This window comes from [Clostridium] clostridioforme AGR2157, assembly GCF_000424325.1.
GTDB lineage: Bacteria > Bacillota > Clostridia > Lachnospirales > Lachnospiraceae > Enterocloster > Enterocloster clostridioformis_A.
Genome location: NZ_AUJR01000012.1, coordinates 19,532 through 38,781 on the forward strand (window position 1 = coordinate 19,532; position 19,250 = coordinate 38,781).

Sequence of the window (19,250 nt, forward strand, 5' to 3'; positions counted from 1 at the left end):
TTATCTAATAATCCAGGACTGTTCCGGCCAATGTTTCCCTGGTCCGGTCAAATACGATTATGGTTCCAAATCCCATACAGCCCTCTGCCTCCACCATATCCGTAGGGGAATTCACCTCCTGGTGGCAGATTACAGCCACATAATCCCGTCCATTGCCTTTCAGTCTCACTGCTTCCGCCATGGAATCCGGATATGTGATCCCCTTAAGAGCAGACTTTACAGGCACCTTTTCCACCTCGCAGGGCCTGTAGCCATCCCCGGGACCGCCCTGGATGACCGTCAGAAGGGAGGAAAATCCCTTCCTGTCCGCCTTCACCGTGATACAGTCCCTGTCCACGGCCCTGTTATAATCCCTGGCAATACGGCTGGCTCCTTTTTCTGCCTCCAGCCCGCTTCCCAGAAAGGAAAACAGCGCACGGGTATGACTGGTCCAAAACTCTGCTTCCAGAGACGGCCCTGTTCCTGCTCCTGTTTCCGCCGTGTCCGCAGCAGTCCGGCCCTGCCCGCGTTTATCCGCTGCCCGCAGCGTAACCCGGCCTTTTTCACTGAAATGCCAGTACTGTCTGTATTCGTGGCTTCCCCCTGTGTACAGCTCATCCGTCACAATATAGATATCAGGTTTGATATGGATAATCCTGCGGTTTACCGCCACTGCGTCTTCCCTGTCCATGTATCCCAGGTGAGCGCCCTGTACCAGCTCGTATTGTTCCGTAAATCGGTGCTGCCGCTTCACGGGAGCGCAGAGCTTGGAGCACTCCCAGGAATCCCTGCAAACAGTAAAAAACCGGTTGTCCACAGTGATGGTATTGTGGGCCGTAGGGTCCTTAAAGGCGAAGCGGTCCGGTCCCGGCACATAGGTAAACCGGCCTGCGTCTGTCAGCACATCCTCCCCGCCTATAACCAGGTCCACATGGAGCTGGTCTGAATGTCCGTGTCCTGCCCCCATGGTCCCGCAGTGAAAGTGAAGCAGGTTTCCCTCCTCTCCCCATCCGTCCCTGAGGTAGTAATTTCCGCTGTCCTCCAGGGCGGCCGACTGAAACTTTGGCATGGCGGTTTCCATGTCCCGGTATTCCTTTGCCGCCCGGATTCCCAGATCCCATGCCATGTCATACTCCAGGCAGGGCGATGCGCCAAATTTCAGTACCGGGTCGTGAAACAGCCATGCTGCTGCTGAAATGGTGTCCCGTATATCCGCATCATCGCTGTCGCCCATCAGGAACTGCCTGTGGTCCGGTTTTTTCCAGGCAAGATTGACATAGGCCATTTTCCTGACAGCGGACCGGATGGACTCCGGCACATGGATATGGTTTCTCTGAGCCAGAACCAGCACATCCTCGTAGCAGTGCAGCACCTCATTGTGGTAAGAGGGCGACTGTTCCCACTGTACCCCGTCCCCCATAATCTGAATTCTTGCCTCCATCTCCAGATGGGAAAGGGCAGTGTCCACATACCGTTTCCTCAGTGCGTCATCCGGCATGGCAACGCCTATTTCAAAGAGACCATGGTTTTCAATGACACCCCAGTTGCTTATGTAGCGGTATGGGGAATGCATGCGGATAATGTACTCGGCATGCTGAATCAGGCACTTATAAAACGCGTCCATTACCTGGTCTGTCAGCGCCTGGCTGTCCTTAAAATACCAGATGGCCTTGACCCAGAACTCCCCTCTGAAACCAGCCTCCAGGATTCTCCATGTGGTATTTTCCGTCTCCGGCGTCAGCGTCTGTGTGCCGATCCAGTCCATAAGCAGGTTCACAAACGTTCCGGCGTACTTCTCGTCCCCGGTCATCTGGTAAGCCTGACCTAAGCAGATAAAGAACCTGTGACGGTTAAACTGGAAAATGAATTCCTTGTCATCCCCTGGCATATACCCCCAGTCAATCCTTCCCTCCGGAAATTCCACCGGCACCCAGGTTCTCTCCAGGTCCTGTTTTAAGTCAAAGAGAAACGAGTTCCGGCACACCTGGTCTGCCACCCTGAGGATGTGGCTGCATTCTCCGGGCCATTCCCTCATGCAGTAATCCGCTATGGCAGCCGGGTCATCCATGAACATGGTCCCCTGTTTTCTGTCAAAAAATATCTGTTTCGTCATCTGTGTCATTCCAATCTGAGCCATTTCAATCTGAGTCATTTCATATACCTCTCTTGCCGCGCCGGATTTACCAGTAGGGATTCCAGTCCCTGCATATCCTGGTCAGGGCCTCCATGTAGAAATAATCCCCCCACAGATTGCACTCATCCACCCCATAGTGATTGCAGGTATTGTAGGGCGAATGATTGGAGTAGGTGCTGTGGAGCACAAGGCCGTTGGACTTGCTGTAATCCTTCACGGCATAATTGTCGGCCAGGGATTTCATCAGCCTTCTTGCCATACCAGTGTATCTGGCCCCCTCGCCCGGCTCCATGTAACGCGCCATCTCCAGGAGACCGCAGGCCGCAATGGAGGCGGCCGAGGAATCCCTTGGCTCCTCATCCCCATCCCCAAATTCCAAATCCCAGAACGGTACCAGGTCCTTTGGAAGGCGCCTGAAAAAATAATCTGTCACGCCTTTGAACAGATTGACGTAAGACGGTTCCCTGGTATACCTGTATCCAATGGCCGTACCGTAGATACCCCAGGCCTGGCCTCTGGCCCAGGCAGAGCCGTCCCTGTAGCCCTGGCAGGTGGCGCCATGGTCCGGCTCCCCTGTTTCCCTGTTAAAGAAGAAGGTGTGCCAGGTGGAAAAATCCGGGCGGATTACATTGGCCAGGGCCGTGCGGATATGGGCCTGGGCTATATCCCTGTATACGGACTTCCCTGTCTCCTCACATGCCCAGTAAAGAAGGGGCAGGTTCAAAAGACAGTCAATTATCAGCCTGTAATTGTCCGGGGCATTTAAAGGACCCCAGGCCTGGATGAACTGCCCCCGTTCATGGAACCGGGTGGTCAGCTGGTCAGCCGCCTTGACGGCAGCCTCCCTTCCCACGCTGCTGCCTGTCAGTTTATAACCGGCCACACAGGAGGGCGAGTACATGAAGCCCAGATCATGTGTCTCCACATCCGTCTTTTCATTGATTCGCTTCAGGAAGCTTTCCATCTGAATATCACCGGCAGCGCGCAGACGGCTGTCCCTGGTGTATTCGTATGCCAGCCATATCTCGCCGGTCCAGAATCCGGGCGTCCAGTCCACATTGTCCGCGGGCGGATAAAATCCGTTCTCGCTGTAGGCCCGGGGGAACCGGCTTGTAAACTGGGGCAATACCCGAAGCACCTGCCCGGTTGCCGCTTCGAGCGCCTCCCTGGCCTCTCCTTCCGTTATCTCTGGCATATCAGCCAATCTGTCCATATCAATCCATTTTTTCATCATGTCTACCCCTTCACGCCGGTGGCTGCCACGCCTTCCACAAAATACTTCTGAAGTGAAAGGAACACAATCAGCACAGGAATCAGGCTCAGGACAGATGCGGCCATGATTAATCCGTACTCAGAACCAAACTGGCTGATGAACATGCGCAGTCCCAGCTGCAATGTCTTTTTTGACTCCGTTGTCAGGTAAATGAGCGGTCCAAGGAAATCATTCCATGTATTTACAAAGGTAAATATGGTGAGCGTGGAAAGGGCCGGTTTCGACAACGGCAGCATAATTTTGCTCCAGATGCGGTATTCGCTCATACCGTCGATTCTGGCCGCCTCACACAGTTCCGTGGGGATTCCCTCATAAAACTGCTTCATCATGAACACGCCAAAAGCCGAAAACGCCTGCAGAAAAATGATGGACAAATGGGTATCTGCCAGTCCCATGGAACGCATCATCATGAACTGGGGAACCATGTATACCTGCCACGGCACCGCGATGGTGGCAATGTAGGCCATAAACAGCAGGTCCTTTCCCTTAAAGCTCAGCTTGGCAAAGGCATACGCGGCAAAGCTGCTGGTAAGAAGCTGTAAGAAGGTGACAATCAGAGTCAGCTTCACAGTGTTAAGCACAAATTTCCCCAGGGGTATCCTGGTCCAGATGTCCAGATAATTCTGCCATCTGGGGTTGGTGGGAATCCACTGGATGGGAAAGATGAATACGTCCTTATCCAGTTTAAAGGAAGCTGAAAGCATCCACACAAAGGGCACCAGCATGATAAGGGCCATGGCTGTCAGCACGATGTAGAGAACCACCTTAAATATCTTTGATTTTGTATTCTGAACTTTCATTCCGGCTCTCCTCCCTAATTCGCATATTTTTTCTCACCGCGGAACTGGACCAGAGTGATGGCCAGAACGATGAGGAACAGCACCATGGCAACCGCGCTGGCATATCCCAGATTCCAGTTGCGGAACGCCTCTTCGTAGATATGGTACACCAGGACAATGGCGGATTCGTTCAGCACCCCGGTGTTGCCTCCTGCCAGCATATACACGATGTCATACACCTTGAAGCAGTTGATGGTCAGTATGATGGTCACGAAAAATGTGGTGGGCCGAAGCTGCGGCCAGGTTATGTAGCAAAACCTCTGCCATACATTGGCTCCGTCCAGGCTGCATGCCTCATAGAGCTCTGCGTTGATGCCCTGAAGCCCGGCCAGATAAATGACCATATAGTAGCCCATGTTCTTCCACACTGAAAAGGTGATGACCGTAAACATGACCCAGTCCTTGCCCGCCGACCATTTGGGGAGGGATTTGGCGGCAACGCCCAGGTTGTATAAAATCATGTTCACAGGGCCGCTTTTTGCCGGGGAAAACAGCATGTTCCAGACAGCTGCCACCGCAACCAGCGACGCCACGTAGGGGAAAAAGCTCACGGTGCGGAAGAAATTCCTTCCCCTTATTTTCTGGTTCAGGACCACGGCCAGCCCCAGAGCGACGGCCAGGGTCAGGGGAACCGTGGCCACGCAATAGATAATTGTATTTCTAAGAGATGCCAGAAAACGCGTATTTCCAATCATCTTGGCGAAATTATCAGGTCCCGCAAACTGGATGGGACTGTTCCCGTCCCACTGCAGAAAAGCCAGCACAAAGGCAAATATAACAGGTCCCAGGGTAAATACCGCAAAGCCTATGAAATTAGGCGCTATGAAGGAATAGGCCACAAAATTCCTCTTGGTCTGGCGGCTGAACCGCTCTCCTGTCTTGGCCTGCCTGATTTTATCCTCTGTCTTTTCTATTTTTTTAATCAGCTTTTTCTTTTGCCGCGAATCCTTTTCCCGCTGTACCTTAAGCTCCAGTTCTTCCAGCTGCGGTCTCAGGACAGCCAGTTTCCTTTCGGCCTCTGACGGGTCGGTTGTTGTTACCTTGGCCATATCGCTCCTCCATTCCTCATGTTCTTCTTTCTTTAAATGAGGCAGACGGTTGATGTCCCGTCTGCCTCTTGGTGAATCCTGTCTGATGTGATATGGGCCTACTGTCCCAGTACAGCCGCCACCTTCTGTTCCATGTCTGCGATACCTTCGTCTACGGTCATGTTGCCGGTCATGATATTGTCATGAGCCTCATTCAGCACGATTTCCACCTCAGAACTCTTGGCATTGACAGGCATCTCCAGATAGAGATTGGCAGTCTGAAGCGCTTCCCTGCTGGCATCATCTGTGGGGAATCCGCTGGTGGATGCCACGGTACTTACAATGTCATCGGTCATGATGGCAGGGAAATTGCCTGTGGACGCCAGGACCTTTGCCCCCTCTTCACCGCATACGAACTGCATGAACTTCCATGCCGCATCCTTGTTGGGAGCGCTGGCAGGGATGGCCAGGGATGTAATCTGGGCCGCGGTGGAACCTGGTTCCACGCCCTCAGCATGAGGGTACTTCACAATAGCCCAATTTGCACAGTCTGTGTACTCCCCGCTTCCAACCTTTTCAATCAGGGTGGAAATGAACCATGTACCCATGTTCATCATTCCGATGTTTCCCTGTGAAAACGCACCTGAGTAATGGAGATTGGATGTCTTTAAGGTTGCGTAATCCTGGCAGATTCCGTCCTCCTGCTCCTTTAATATGGTTTCATAATACGGTTTCAGGAAATCATATTTCCCATCCAGGATGGTGTGCTTTCCATCCAGCATCGCAAACATCTGGACCGTACTTCTCCATGTATGGTAGTGGGAACCATAGACCTCCTGTCCCGGTTCCGTGTTGGCAATCCTTCCGGCCAGCTCATCGTACTGCTCAAAGGTCATGTCATTTGTGGGATATTCCACTCCGGCCTTGTCAAATATATCCTTATTATAATAAATCACCCAGAAATCGCTCTTGAAGGGCAGCTCATACAATTTACCGTCCACCGCAATCTGGTCGGTTAAGCCTTTATATCCGCTTAAGTCCACTCCGGCCTTCTCGATATAGGAATCAAGCGGTTCCAGAATTCCCTTGTTCACCAATGTGGTATATCCGGGGGTATCCTTGATGGACACCACGTCAAAGCCGGATCCGCTGCCCGTAAGCTGCGTGGTCAGGACCGTGTTGTAATCAGAACTTCCCAGGTCCACCATTTCCACCTTAATGTCCGGGTTGCCGCTTTCAAATGCCTCAATCAGCGGTTTATAGTAAGCGGTCAGGTCCTTGTCCCACATAGCCCATTTGATGGTGGACTGTCCCGAGGCATCCTGCGCCTGTGTACCTGTCTGTGTACCTTCCGTGGTTCCTGACTCAGCGCCTGAGGCTGTGCCTGGGGCTGTTGTATCTGCTCCTGCTCCCCTTCCGCAGCCTGCCAGGGAACCTGCCATGACTGCTGCCATCATAAGACTGATTAAACGTTTCTTCATCTTCTTCCTCCTGCCTTTATACAGCTTGTTTGTTATGCCTATATTATAGCTGCCGGGCTCTGGATCCTGAATGGAATATCTATGAAAAAAGATTCATTTTTTATTCACAAATAAGGACATTTTACAGGAACACCCGGATAATACCTGTATTTTTTTACGATAAACAAGTAATATTTTACAATACATTCAAATAGTACGCCACGTTTTTTGATTCTATTTGACAAATGATTTTCCATTGTCTATAGTATTGGTGAAAGGCAGGTATTCCTATGATAAAACGAATCATGCCATCCAGCATACGCAGCAAAATCATGCTCTGCACCGGGGCCATCACCCTTTTGATTGCAGCGGTCACGGTATCCATCTGCTTTGTGGTCTTTCAGTCTTTCCTTCGCCGCAATCAGATTCAGTCGGCTGAGTATAACCTTCAGGTGGTATCCCACAATGTATCCAATGACATGGATAATATTATCTACTTCAATAAATGGTGCACTTCCAGCACGGATATCATCCAGTATCTGGAGGGCTTCCAGAACCAGGTTAAGATGCCGTCCATCTCATCCGCAAAGGCGCCCCTGCGCTCCATGGCCTTAAACGCCTATAACCGGCTGAAAGAAGAATTCTTTAAAACTTCTTCCTCCCAGTATATCATCCGGGCCATTGTAAGCCCTGAAAACTGCATGAATTACCTCCAGGTCAATGACAAGGCGGCTTCCTCCATTCCCAGAGCCGCGTCCACGGTACAGGACCTGCCATATTTTCATGAGCTGGTCACTGCCGGCCAGTATGTCTGGATGGGATTAGAGGACTGTCTCTATCCAACCTCCGACTCCTCCCTGTGTATCCCCATGGCACGTCCTGTAAAAAACCAGTACAATACGGAAACCGTTGGCTGGACCTATCTGGCTGTTTCCGACCGCATTTTTCTGGACTACCTGAAGGCATTTCCCCTGGAACCGGACAGTCTCCTTTACATAACCATTGGGACACATTCCTATCAGTACAAGGACGGTCTGTTTACAGAGGCCTCCCCTGACTATACCGCTGTCAGGGAAATAAATAAGGATGTTCTGAACAACAGCACCACGGTGCGTTTAATACGCATGGCAGACAACACCACAAGACGGATGATATCCCGTCCCCTGTGGGACCAGGGCTGGAGCATTTCCCTGGTACTCTCGGAGCAGGACTACAATGCCCAGAACCAGATGTATCTGCTGCTTATCGGCACCATTGTCATCATCATCGGCCTGATGGGACTGATGCTGGCCTATATACTGAACCGCACCATCAGCCAGCCCGTGAACCAGATTCGGGACAAAATCCGCCTTATATCGGAAGGGGACTTTTCCAGGGATCCGTCCATAGAATGGAAGGACGAGCTGGGAGTCATCGGGCGGGGCATTAACCAGATGTCGGAAAACGTGGTCAGCCTCATGGAAAGAAAGGTGGAGGATGAGAAGCAGAAAAAGGACCTGGAATACAGAATCCTCCAAAGCCAGATTAATCCTCATTTTCTCTACAACACCCTGAACTCCATCAAGTGGATGGCCACCATCCAGAATGCCCCCGGCATCGCGGAAATGACCACTGCCCTGGCCCGGCTCATGAAGAACGTATCAAAGGGAACGGATGTGAGAATTTCTCTCAGAGAAGAGCTGGATTTGGTCAGAGATTATTTTCTCATCCAGCAATACAGGTACGGAGGCAGCATTTCCATTGAATACGAGATAACAGATGAAGCTCTGTACCAATGCCAGATTCACCGCTTCACCCTGCAGCCCCTTGTGGAAAATGCCCTGTTCCACGGTATCGAGCCAAAGGGATGCGCGGGAAAAATCGTTATACGGGCTGAAAAGGCTGCCGTAACCGGCTCCCGCCCTGCCCTCGTCATATCCATTACGGATGGCGGCGTGGGCATGAGTCCGGAGACCATCCGCAGCGTATTAAGCGGCGACGCATCACCCAGCGCTGATTTCTTTAAACAGGTGGGCATTAATAATGTAGATAAACGGATCAAGTACAGCTTCGGACCAGAATACGGAATCCGTATAGAAAGTGTAGTGGATGAATACACCACCATGGTAATCACCCTGCCTTATATGATATCGGAGAGGATATGACATGATTAAAATACTGATAGCAGACGACGAACCACTGGTGCAGATTGGCATCAAATCCATGATAAACTGGGAGGAATTTGGCATTGAGGTGTGCGGCGCTGCCATGAATGGACAGGCTGCCCTTAAAATGATTGAGGAATATGCTCCGGAATTAGTCATCACGGACATCAAAATGCCCATTATGAACGGCCTGGAGCTGGCAAAAAAATGCCGGGATACCTATGGACCCATCCCCCTCTTTATTTTCCTTACCAGCTATGAGGAATTTCCTCTCATCAAGCAGGCTCTTTCCTACAGGGCCGTAGACTATCTGATTAAACTGGAGTTGGATGCGGAGGGCCTTAAGGACACGGTGAGAAAGGCTCTGGATCGTCTGGAGGAACTGCGGGCCAGCCAGGCCTACCGCCAGGAAGGGGAAGGCAGGCCCCTGCTGCAGAATTATAACGACAAATTTTTTATGCGGCTCCTCCACAACCTGTTTGACAGCAGGGAGCAGTTTGAGATTCAGGCCAGGGATTTAAAGCTGGACTTTTCCGCCCGCTGTTTCCTGGCCGCCCATGGGGAGATGCACAGTCAAAAGGCAGGAGAGATGAACCCGGACCAGCAGATGAAGCTTTATTCCAGCAGCCTTCAAATGATACGGGAAATCCTCACGAAGTATGCCTCCTGCCATGTCATATCCCTGGACAAACAGCATTTTGCCGCCATCTTCTGTTTGGACAGGCAGGAGGAGTTAAATTCCGGCGTGATGGATGATGCCTGGGAAAATACCTGCCATATGGTCCACAATTACTTTTCTGTAGAGCTCGCCGTGGGCCTGGGAACTCCGGTGGAGGACCCCCTTAAAATCAATGAGTCCTACCAGGAAGCCCGCCAGGCATCCGCCATGGCGCACGGCAATACGCCGGTGATATCCTTTGCCGGGATAGCGGAGGACTCCATTAAGAATGCCTTCAACATCGCTGTTTTCAAGGAAGACCTGACCAAGGCCTTTGAGGAATTTGACACGGATGTGCTCCATGCCGCCATTTCCCAAATCATAGAGCTTTTTGCCTCCCATCCCATGCGCTACATACAGGCTCTGGATGGCGCCTGCAACATCCTCTACCTGGCCCTCTCCCTTCTCCCGGACGGTGAGGATACCATGGACCAGGTATTTGCGGGATACACAGACGGCTACCGGTCCATCTATAAAATGCAGCAGGCGGAACAGATCAACGGCTGGCTGGCCCAGTTTCGGGACGGCCTGTGCCAGGTGTTAAAGAGCCGGAGAAAGACCTATAAGGACCATGTGGTTACCAATGTCCAGAAGTACATCCAGAACCATATCGAGGAACGCCTTTCCCTTAACGAGGTGGCTGCCGTATTCGGCTTAAGTCCCAACTACCTAAGCTCCCTTTTTAAGAAGACCTGCACCATTGGTTTCTCCGAATATATCACCCAGAAGAAGATTGCACGCGCTAAATCCCTGCTGCTGGACCAGGATGTAAAGATATACGAAGTGGCTGACCGGCTGAGCTTTGACAGCGCCTTTTATTTCAGCAAGGTGTTTAAGAAGGTGGAAGGAATCTCCCCAAGGGAGTTCATGCAGTCCCATATGCCGGGGAGCATGAAGAATAGCGGTGAGAAATAAAAAAGAAGCGCACAGGGACCTCCCACCCTGTTGAATTATCCGGTGCTGCCGCTTTTAGCGGCGGCACATTTATCTTAGCATTCCTGATGGATTTCTTCCATGGACATATCATCGTTTATCCTGTAAAATTTTATCCTTTCCTTCCCATTGTCCTTCCTGACCGCATACCGTTTTCCTCTGAACGGCACACTCATCGCGAAATGGCTCAGCTTTGCCGGAATATGGGGAAGCAGCCCAAAGCCCCGCGCCTGGCCGGGGTCCGGCACAAAACCTGCAATCTCCTCAATCAGCACAGGGATGGGAGCGCTTGCCCACGGATGGCAGAGGCTGGTGTTCCACTTCTGTTCCTTCCCCCATGCCTCAAAGCAGGTATCTGCCCCCTCTCTCAGCATATTCACCCATCCATGTTCGGATTCATTCACAATAGACCGGAACACATCTTCATACCGGCCAAGTCTGGCCAGGGCTTTCAGATAAAAATAACTTACCAGCACACCGCAGGCCAGTCCCTTTTTTACCAGAAAATCCCCTATCCCGCCGGAGGCTTCCCCGGGCTCTAATCCATAATATGCAGCATAAACATTGGAGTGCAGGGCACAGTGGCTGCTTGTCTCACTGTCCGCAAAAAGCCCCTTTTTCGGACGGTAAAATGCCTTTATATAGGAATTCCGCAGTTTTTCCCAATCCATGGAGTGAGCCAAACCCAGTATTTCTTCTATCTCTGTCAGATTCTTCGCCGCCCCGGTATACAGAGCGTTTATGACGTTATGACATCCATAGGCCACCACCGGACGGCTCAGCTCAAAATCATATCCATCCCGCAGATTTTCCGGCCAGTCCACCAGATTCCACTTATCCCCTGCCCGAACCAGCAGTCCGTCCTCCCTGGCATATGTTCTGAAATGCCCCATCACACCGGCGGCCGTCCGGTAATGGGACCGCAGGAAATCCTTATCCCCTGTAAACCGGTAGTCAATCAGAAGCAGTTCCAGCCACAGCAATGAAAAGTCCGCAATTTCCTGCATAAAAGAACCGGGCGCCACCGCCATAAGACCGGGGCAAATGTGTCTGGTAAGGGCAAACTGTCCTATACACTTGCGAAGCATCTCCACGCTTCCCGTAAGCCATACCTGGGAATGGGCCGTCACCACGGCGTCTCCCAGATACTGTCCCTTTTCCCTGGTAGGGCAGTCCAGGTATCCTTCCTGGGTGCCCAGCCTTACCCCATTCTTACAGATGGCAAATATGCGGTCTAAATTTCCGTCACTGCTCTTTACGGTACAGAGACCTGTGTCCATAGGATAATGGCGCACCAGCCCCTTTATATTCTCGATCCTCACTCCGGTATCCGGTATGATTCTGGCGTAGCGGAATCCTTTATAATCATAAGGCTCCAGGGTGCTTACGCCGTTGTCCAGAGTCCATATCTCCTCGTAACGGCAGTTGCAGCGCATATCATAGCGGACATCCCCGTCCCGGCACTCCTCCGCACACCGTATGATGACCCTGTCCCCGGCCTTCCCCGCTGCCCGTATTACCAGGGCCCCGGTTATCTCCTGTCCCATGTCTACGAACCAGGATGAACGGGATGGATTCTCTTTTGACTGTGGGGACCTTTCTTTGTTCGGTGGGAGTTCTTCCTTTGCCGGCGAGGTTTCTTCCTCCGCCGGTATTGGCTCTTCCTTTATCTGCCTCGGCTTAATCTCATATATATCCAGCATCTTCACAGGCTGTTTTGTAAGCCGGTAATCCGTCCATTCTGCCTGTACCATGTATGGCCAATCCCTGTCCTCGTACTCAGGAAGCTTCCATCCCTCATCCCATTTCCGGCTGTCAAAATTCTCCAGAAATTGTGTATCATATCCGATGACATCTCCTGAGTAGGCATGGCAGATTTGGTATCTCCAGCGCAGACCGCAGTCCGGGAAGGCCGCTCCCGCCGGCTCATCCGCCGCGGTCAGTTCCGCCATCTCATCCCCAGCGGTCAGCTCCGCCATCCCATCCGCCGCAATCAGTTCCGCCATCCCATCCGCCGCAATCAGCTCCGCCGCCACGCCAAAACGGCCGTCCCCGCTGTTCCAAACCCGGTTGACCAGGCCCTGGTAATAGAGATGGACGGCCACTATGTTCTTTCCCTGATGAAGGAAAGGCGTAATGTCCAGTGTATTGTAATAATAATGTTCCGGGTATGACGGCGCCGGTCCCTGGGCGATGAAGATTCCGTTGATATATAGTTTATAGTAGTCGTCTGCTGATATCCGCAAAATAACTCTCTTGATTCCGTCCCATTCCATGCCGGACCTGGCCAACACATGAAGATTGCGTACAGGTTCCTTCTTCTGTCTCTCCCTGCTGTCAGCCAATTCATTCTCCTTGTGGTATACACAGACCGGAATCTCTTTTGAGAATTCAGGAATGGTATACCATATTGGCTGGAATATCTGCATCTGCTTTTACCTCCTTCTGGGCAAATTCATACTGTGCAGTCAAGCATAACACCAGCCAATCCAATGAACCATGGCAAAATCCAGGTAAATGATGTAATTTTTCCGGATACATTCTGCATTCCGTTAATATCCGGCTCTGCCATGGAGACGCAGCCACGCATAGGCGGAATCGGAAACAGATACTTCCGCCCCCGGATTGGCCTGCATGTCCTTATACACCTCCTTCCGGTTATTGATTTGCCACAATTATTTTAATGTATTCTAATATTTTTTGTTGAAAAATCCCAGTAACTCTGTTACAATCCCATTAAGAAGATCTTATCTTAACCAATAATTAGGAGGGTATTATGGAACAAATGTTATTCTTAGTCCCAGTAGTGGGGCTGCTGGGACTCCTGTTTGCCGTCATTCTAAGACAGCAGGTCGTCAAGGATGATCCAGGCACTGACAAGATGCGTGAGATTGCCGACGCAATCGCAGAGGGCGCCAATGCGTTCCTGGCTTCCGAGTACCGCATACTGGTCGTCTTTGTAGCTGTGTTATTCTTTGTCATCGGTTTCGGAACACGACTTTTCATCGGCGGAATGCTGACTTTCCTCTTCTCCGCCATGACCATGGAATCCGTATCCAAGGCCGCCCATCAGATGATTGAGGAGGTACGCCGCCAGTTCAGGGAAAACCCCGGCATTCTCAAGGGAACTGACCGTCCTGACTACGCTTCCTGCGTATCCATCTCCACCAAAGCCGCCCTTCGCGAGATGTTCCTGCCAGGTCTGATGGCAGTGCTGGCGCCTCTGGCAACCGGCCTCATCCTTGGCCCTTCTGCCCTTGGCGGACTTCTGACCGGCGCTCTGGTAACCGGCGTATTAATGGCCATCTTCATGTCCAACTCCGGCGGCGCATGGGATAATGCAAAGAAGTACATCGAGGAAGGAAACCACGGAGGCAAAGGCAGTGATTCTCACAAGGCTGCTGTAGTTGGCGATACCGTAGGCGATCCCTTCAAGGATACCTCAGGTCCTTCCATCAACATTCTTATTAAGCTGATGACGATTGTGTCTCTGGTATTTGCTCCTCTGTTCCTGCAGTTTGGAGGATTAATTTAATCACAAAGCCGAATTCTATTTACGGCTATACAACAGTTAATGGGAAGGAAAATCCAAAACACGGATTTTCCTTCCCATTGTTTTATTAAAATGCTGTTGGCAAAGGGCTGTATCAGGCGAAAACCTCCCTCCATCCACTCCCATCACTCATCAAAAATACTCACAATTTCCCCATCCAATATCCTGTTCATGTTTTTCACCGCACAGAAATTACCGCACATGGAACAGGTGTCCTCCTTTTCCGGTTTGGCTGATTCCCGGTATTTCCTGGCTTTTTCCGGGTCAATGGACAGCTCAAACATACGCTCCCAATCCAGTTTTTTCCGGGCCGTACTCATCTCGCGGTCCCACTGTGCCGCCCCTCTTATGCCTTTTGCAATATCAGCTGCATGAGCGGCAATCTTGGACGCCATGATGCCCTCCTTAACATCGTCCAGGTCCGGCAGTCTCAGATGTTCAGCCGGCGTAACATAGCACAAAAAGGACGCTCCGCTGGCAGCGGCCAGGGCTCCGCCTATGGCTGCGGTGATATGGTCATATCCCGGAGCAATGTCTGTCACCAGAGGGCCAAGGACATAGAAGGGGGCTCCCTGGCATATGGTCTGCTGTATCTTCATATTGGCCTGAATCTGGTCCAAAGGCATGTGGCCCGGTCCTTCTATGATGACCTGCACATTCTTCTTCCACGCCCTTCTGGTCAGCTCGCCCAGCGTCACCAGCTCCTCAATCTGGGATATATCCGATGCATCCTCAATACATCCCGGACGGCAGGCGTCTCCCAGGCTCAGGGTCACATCATAGGCCTGGCAGATATCCAGTATCTCGTCAAAATGCTCATAAAACGGATTTTCCTTTCCCGTCATTTCCATCCAGGCAAATATGATGGAGCCTCCCCTGGAAACAATATTGGTAAGGCGCCTCGCCTTCTTGAAGCGCTCCGCTGTCTGCCGGTTGATTCCCACATGGATGGTCATGAAGTCCACCCCATCCTCTGCATGCATCCTTACAATATCCAGCCACTCCTGTGAAGTAATTTCCTTCAGCGGTTTGTGGTAATAGACCACGGCATCGTAGATGGGAACAGTGCCTATGATAGCAGGGCACTGGGTGGTCAGCTTTCTTCTGAACGTGCGGGTATCCCCCCATGAACTCAGATCCATAATGGACTCTGCCCCCATCCTCACAGCATCGTTTACCTTCTGTAATTCCATGTCCAAGTCCTTGCAGTCCCTTGAAGTGCCAAGGTTTACGTTAATTTTCGTCTTAAGCCTGGATCCGATTCCATTTGGCTCCAGACAGGTATGCAGCCGGTTGGCAGGAATGGCAGCCTTGCCCTCGGCCACCTGCTGCATCAGTTCTGCTGGTTCAAACAATTCCTTTTCCGCCACCCTTTTCAGTTCCTCTGTCAGGATTCCTTTCCTGGCTGCGTCCATCTGTGTGGTATAATCCATGTTTTCCTCCTCTTCGCCCGGAGCCCGCATGTGGTAAAAAGCAATTTTCACACATAATCCATTAAACCGTGTTCATTTGCCCACGTCACGCCAGATATACTTCAGGACGCAAAAGGGCCCATACCGGTAAGGAATGGACCATTCATATCATGCAAGCTAGTGCATACTCCATATTTCCCTACGTTGGCATTATCCAAATCAGGTTTAATAGGTCGAAGTTCGATTACTTCCTCTCAGCCTGCTCCACAAGCTCCCTGTTGTAATATGACTGAATACGGCAGCTCTCCTGCTGTATCCGAAAGGCATTTTCGCCTCACTCTGTCAGTTTATATGGAAAATATCTGCTTGTCAACCATTATTCTCAAATGTTTATCCAATATTCTCCTGCCAATACCCCGGGGCTCATGGGTTAGAACTTCGGGCTTAAGCCTTCTTTAACCTCTTATTCTCCAGATGGGAAACAATCACTGCGCAGGCAGCGTCTCCTGTAATATTCACCGTGGTACGTCCCATGTCAAACAGACGGTCAATACCAGCCACAAGGGCAATGCCTTCCACAGGAAGCCCTACACTCTGAAGCACCATAGCCAGCATAATCATACCGGAGCCCGGCACGCCGGCCGTGCCCACGGAAGCCAGAACAGCTGTCAGTATAATGACAATCTGCTGGGGCAGAGTCAGGTTGATTCCATAACAGGAAGCGATGAACACAGCGCACACGCCCTGGTAAATGGCGGTTCCATCCATATTGATGGTAGCTCCCAGTGGAAGCACAAAGCTGGCAACCTCTTTTCTGGCCCCTAACTTTTCCGCGCATTCCAGGTTAAGAGGAAGGGCGCCTACAGAGGATGCGCTGGAAAACGCCATTATCATAGCCGGTGCCATGCCCTTGAAAAACTTAAGCGGTCCAATGCCCGCAAGAGACCTCACGGTCAGCGAATACACCAATGAGGCGTGGAGTATGTACCCAATATAGGCCACCAGAAGCACAAAGGCCAGGCTGCCCAGTATCTGAGGTCCGTTGGCAGCCACCACAGGCGTAATCAGACAGAACACGCCGATAGGGCTCAGCTTGATGATGAAGGACATAACCGCGATGGACACATCATTGGCGCTCTCCACAAAGTTTCCAAACACCTCTCCCTTCTTTCCCGCCACAATGGTGCCAAAGCCAAAGAGCAAAGCTACCACGATTACCTGAAGCATGGATGCCTCGGCCATGGGCTGTATGATATTGCTTGGGAAAATGCCAATCAGGGTCTGGATAAAACTGGGTGCTTCCGCTGCCGTATACTCCAGGGAGCTGGTGGACAGCACCGGAAATCCCTTTTTGAACAGATTCGCTATCAAAAGTCCCAGGGTAACCGCAAAAAAGGTAGTGCACATATAATAGATGACTGTCTTACCTCCAATGCTTCCCACCTTCTTAATATCCTTCATGGAAATAACACCGTTCATGATGGAGAACAAGACAATGGGGACTACGATGAATTTCAGCAGGTTCAGAAACAGGGTGCCAAAGGGCTTGATGTAAATTTCCGCAATGTCCGGCCGGCTCATCAACAACATACCTGCCACAATACCTAATGCCAATCCAATAAAAATCCATAGTGCAAGTGGTTTCTTTTTCATACGCATAATTCCCCTTTTTTAGTATTTTTATATAAATGCAATTATAACACAATCTTAACACTATTACTACCACATACTAAAAAAGTAAATGTTTAACAATCTCTGAAACCAACCACGCCAACGCTTAAAATGAAACCTATTAACGACAGTTATTATACAAGAGAAAATCATGGAAAGGGAGGCAAACGGTTTGGATCACATGTTTGCCGTATAGAGGACATAAAGTTTTTCCGGAAGCAAGTATCAAAAGGCCGGCCAGACATGCCTTTGTTCGTTTCATCCTTTCCTGCCAAGCCACCCACCCGGCGCTTTATTTACATAATGGGCATCAAATTCAACCACCCTGTACTCCTGTATTCCGTGGACAAAAAACGGCTCGTTGTCCAGGTATTCCTGTAATTCACCTGCATCCTCTGCCCTCATGACGGATATGCCGCCGCTCATATCCGCCTTCAGACCGGACATGAATATCATCCCCCGAGCCATGGCTGCCTGGGTGTAGGCCATATGCTCTTTCATGATATCATCCGTCATCCTGCCGGCGTCTTTTATGTTTCCTTCCACTAAAAAATACTTCATAATTTTGCATCTCCTGTTCTGTTTTAATTTGTTTTATCTCTGCCGCGCTGATATATATACCGAAGACTGCCGGGCACAAAAAGCGCTGGGGTGAGGGGACCTCCACCCGACAGGAGCTTCGTCTTCGCAATCACCAGATTTACAGTGATTATCTGTCCGGCGCAAGTACGGACGAGCTGTCCTCCCTATACTGTCTGTCACTTAAAAGCATACAGCGAATCATAGGCCAGGAAAAGAAAGGCAAATAAGCATAAAAGACCCGGACCCATGCGAATCAACCGCATCTGTCCGGGCTTTTTGCATCCCATCTGTATGTCTCAACTTTATTTATCAAACAAGAATTAGGTTGGTATCCGCCTGTCAGGATGTTACACTCTTTACTGCCCGCAGAACCCGTGCTCCGCCAGACAGACAGGAAAGGAATACAATATGAAAGACATCAAATGGACCATACAGTATGACAGGCCGCCTGCTCCTGTGAGATACTGTAAAAAATGCAATACCAGACAGGAATTCATAAGCTCCGGACAGTTCCGGGTCAATGCCCAGGGAAAGTACCTGGATATATGGCTGATTTATAAATGCTCCTGCTGCAGCTCCACCTGGAACGCAGCCATCTATTCCCGCGTAAATCCCGGAAGCCTTCCTACCGGGCTGCTCTCCCGCTTTCACGGAAACGACCCTTCCCTGGCTATGCAGTACGCCATGGACACCGGCTTCCTCCGCCAGAATGGTACCGTAATACAGCTGCCTTCCTACCACGTAGAAGGCCAGGTTTTCCAACTGGCTGATTCACCTGCATCTGCTGACCCAGCCTCCTCCATCGTCCTGTTGATTGATAACCCATACCCGCTTCCCGTACGGGTACATGCCATATTAAAAAGTAAACTGCACCTGTCCCAGCGCAGACTGGACCAGCTGACTGACAGCGGCAGGATCCAATGCGCAGATGGCCGGGAGCTGAAGAAAAGCAGGGCAGGAAACCATATCAGACTTTACATCACCGGCGTTTTAATTCCCTGAGTATGCCCTCTGCGTCCAGGCCGGAACACATACGTCCGTCCACCATGACATTGGGCGCCTTTCGGCAGTTCTTCAGGCAGTTCCTGGTCTTAAGGCACACGGTCTCGTCTTCTGATATGCCGTTTTTTCCCACTCCCAGTCTCTTTCTCAGTTCATCCATGACTGTGAGACTGCCCTTTGCCGCGCAGTTCCTTCCGGTGCAGAGTATGATCTCATGGTTATAGGGTGCTGTCTTTAAGCTGGGATACCGCTTACATATAGCCTGTACCATGGAGTCCCGTACCCCGGCAGCCTCTGCTGCCTGCTCCAGCACATAAGGGCTGATGCAGCCATGGACGTCCTGTAGTTCCCTCAGCATCTCCACAATGGCCTCCTGTGAAGAACGCTCCGGCAGCCCGCGGTAGTAGTCCAGGATTTCCCTCATCCGGTTATCCCGGGCTTCATCTTCATTTATCTGCATATGCAAAACCTCGCTTCCAGTATAACTTTGGGCTTCCGGGACGGATTTTATTCACAAGAATC

The 19,250-nt window shown here is 51.0% G+C and carries 14 protein-coding genes, 3 pseudogenes and 1 riboswitch; of the genes and pseudogenes, 6 read left to right on the plus strand and 11 right to left on the minus strand.

Features of this window, described 5'->3' with window-relative positions; translation table 11 throughout:
• Positions 1-4 precede the first annotated feature (4 nt).
• The 5 genes from G614_RS0107095 to G614_RS0107115 form a co-directional block, all read right to left on the minus strand.
• Entirely contained in the window at positions 5-2,131 is a 2,127-nt protein-coding gene (locus G614_RS0107095; RefSeq protein WP_242828019.1) for an alginate lyase family protein, read from the minus strand.
• Positions 2,132-2,159: 28 nt separating this feature from the next.
• Positions 2,160-3,344 carry a glycoside hydrolase family 88 protein gene (locus G614_RS0107100; RefSeq protein WP_044917481.1) on the minus strand — a complete coding sequence of 395 codons (1,185 nt, stop codon included), beginning with the start codon at positions 3,342-3,344 and terminating at the stop codon, positions 2,160-2,162.
• Between the two features lie 5 nt (positions 3,345-3,349).
• The gene (locus G614_RS0107105; protein WP_027641407.1) at positions 3,350-4,186 is read right to left on the minus strand and encodes a carbohydrate ABC transporter permease; all 837 of its coding nucleotides are present in this window, start codon (positions 4,184-4,186) and stop codon (positions 3,350-3,352) included.
• 14 nt (positions 4,187-4,200) lie between these two features.
• On the minus strand, positions 4,201-5,274 hold the full coding sequence (locus G614_RS0107110) for a carbohydrate ABC transporter permease (protein ID WP_027641408.1): 1,074 nt from the start codon (positions 5,272-5,274) through the stop codon (positions 4,201-4,203).
• Between the two features lie 98 nt (positions 5,275-5,372).
• Complete coding sequence (locus tag G614_RS0107115; RefSeq protein WP_027641409.1) at positions 5,373-6,734, minus strand: ABC transporter substrate-binding protein; 1,362 nt, start codon at positions 6,732-6,734, stop codon at positions 5,373-5,375.
• Positions 6,735-7,003: 269 nt separating this feature from the next.
• Here G614_RS0107115 and G614_RS0107120 point away from each other — a divergent pair, with 269 nt between their 5' ends.
• A complete protein-coding gene (locus G614_RS0107120; RefSeq protein ID WP_027641410.1) occupies positions 7,004-8,857 on the plus strand; it encodes a sensor histidine kinase in 1,854 nt (617 codons plus the stop codon).
• Between the two features lies 1 nt (position 8,858).
• Entirely contained in the window at positions 8,859-10,490 is a 1,632-nt protein-coding gene (locus G614_RS0107125; RefSeq protein WP_027641411.1) for a response regulator, read from the plus strand.
• A gap of 74 nt (positions 10,491-10,564) precedes the next feature.
• On the opposite strand, the gene G614_RS0107130 is transcribed toward G614_RS0107125, so the two are convergent.
• Positions 10,565-12,937, minus strand: coding sequence for a family 78 glycoside hydrolase catalytic domain (locus G614_RS0107130; protein WP_027641412.1), 2,373 nt, complete (start codon positions 12,935-12,937; stop codon positions 10,565-10,567).
• Positions 12,938-13,069: 132 nt separating this feature from the next.
• Positions 13,070-13,171: pseudogene (locus tag G614_RS34295) on the minus strand (pyridoxamine 5'-phosphate oxidase); the annotation flags it as partial.
• A gap of 122 nt (positions 13,172-13,293) precedes the next feature.
• On the opposite strand from G614_RS34295, the pseudogene G614_RS34985 reads away from it, so the two are divergent.
• Positions 13,294-13,485 (plus strand): annotated as a pseudogene (locus tag G614_RS34985) (sodium/proton-translocating pyrophosphatase); the annotation flags it as partial.
• A 21-nt stretch (positions 13,486-13,506) separates the two neighbouring features.
• Positions 13,507-14,043, plus strand: a pseudogene (locus G614_RS0107140) (sodium/proton-translocating pyrophosphatase); the annotation flags it as partial.
• A gap of 143 nt (positions 14,044-14,186) precedes the next feature.
• Here G614_RS0107140 and thiC read toward each other — a convergent pair.
• The 3 genes from thiC to G614_RS0107155 all read right to left on the minus strand — a co-directional run bounded on the left by thiC (position 14,187) and on the right by G614_RS0107155 (position 17,705).
• A complete protein-coding gene (gene thiC, locus G614_RS0107145) occupies positions 14,187-15,494 on the minus strand; it encodes a phosphomethylpyrimidine synthase ThiC (RefSeq protein ID WP_027641414.1) in 1,308 nt (435 codons plus the stop codon).
• A gap of 157 nt (positions 15,495-15,651) precedes the next feature.
• Positions 15,652-15,761: riboswitch (TPP riboswitch) on the minus strand.
• Between the two features lie 156 nt (positions 15,762-15,917).
• On the minus strand, positions 15,918-17,126 hold the full coding sequence (locus tag G614_RS0107150; RefSeq protein WP_027641415.1) for a dicarboxylate/amino acid:cation symporter: 1,209 nt from the start codon (positions 17,124-17,126) through the stop codon (positions 15,918-15,920).
• A gap of 276 nt (positions 17,127-17,402) precedes the next feature.
• A complete protein-coding gene (locus tag G614_RS0107155; protein ID WP_027641416.1) occupies positions 17,403-17,705 on the minus strand; it encodes a YciI family protein in 303 nt (100 codons plus the stop codon).
• Positions 17,706-17,713: 8 nt separating this feature from the next.
• Between G614_RS0107155 and G614_RS34300 the strand changes: the two genes are divergently transcribed.
• Together G614_RS34300 and G614_RS0107165 are read left to right on the plus strand one after the other, a co-directional pair.
• The gene (locus G614_RS34300; protein WP_080664488.1) at positions 17,714-17,953 is read left to right on the plus strand and encodes a CD3324 family protein; all 240 of its coding nucleotides are present in this window, start codon (positions 17,714-17,716) and stop codon (positions 17,951-17,953) included.
• A 181-nt stretch (positions 17,954-18,134) separates the two neighbouring features.
• The gene (locus G614_RS0107165) at positions 18,135-18,728 is read left to right on the plus strand and encodes a DUF1062 domain-containing protein (RefSeq protein WP_027641417.1); all 594 of its coding nucleotides are present in this window, start codon (positions 18,135-18,137) and stop codon (positions 18,726-18,728) included.
• Here the strand turns inward: G614_RS0107165 and G614_RS0107170 are convergent.
• A complete protein-coding gene (locus G614_RS0107170) occupies positions 18,706-19,188 on the minus strand; it encodes an NAD(P)H-dependent oxidoreductase subunit E (RefSeq protein WP_027641418.1) in 483 nt (160 codons plus the stop codon). The genes G614_RS0107165 and G614_RS0107170 overlap by 23 nt on opposite strands.
• Positions 19,189-19,250 lie beyond the last annotated feature (62 nt).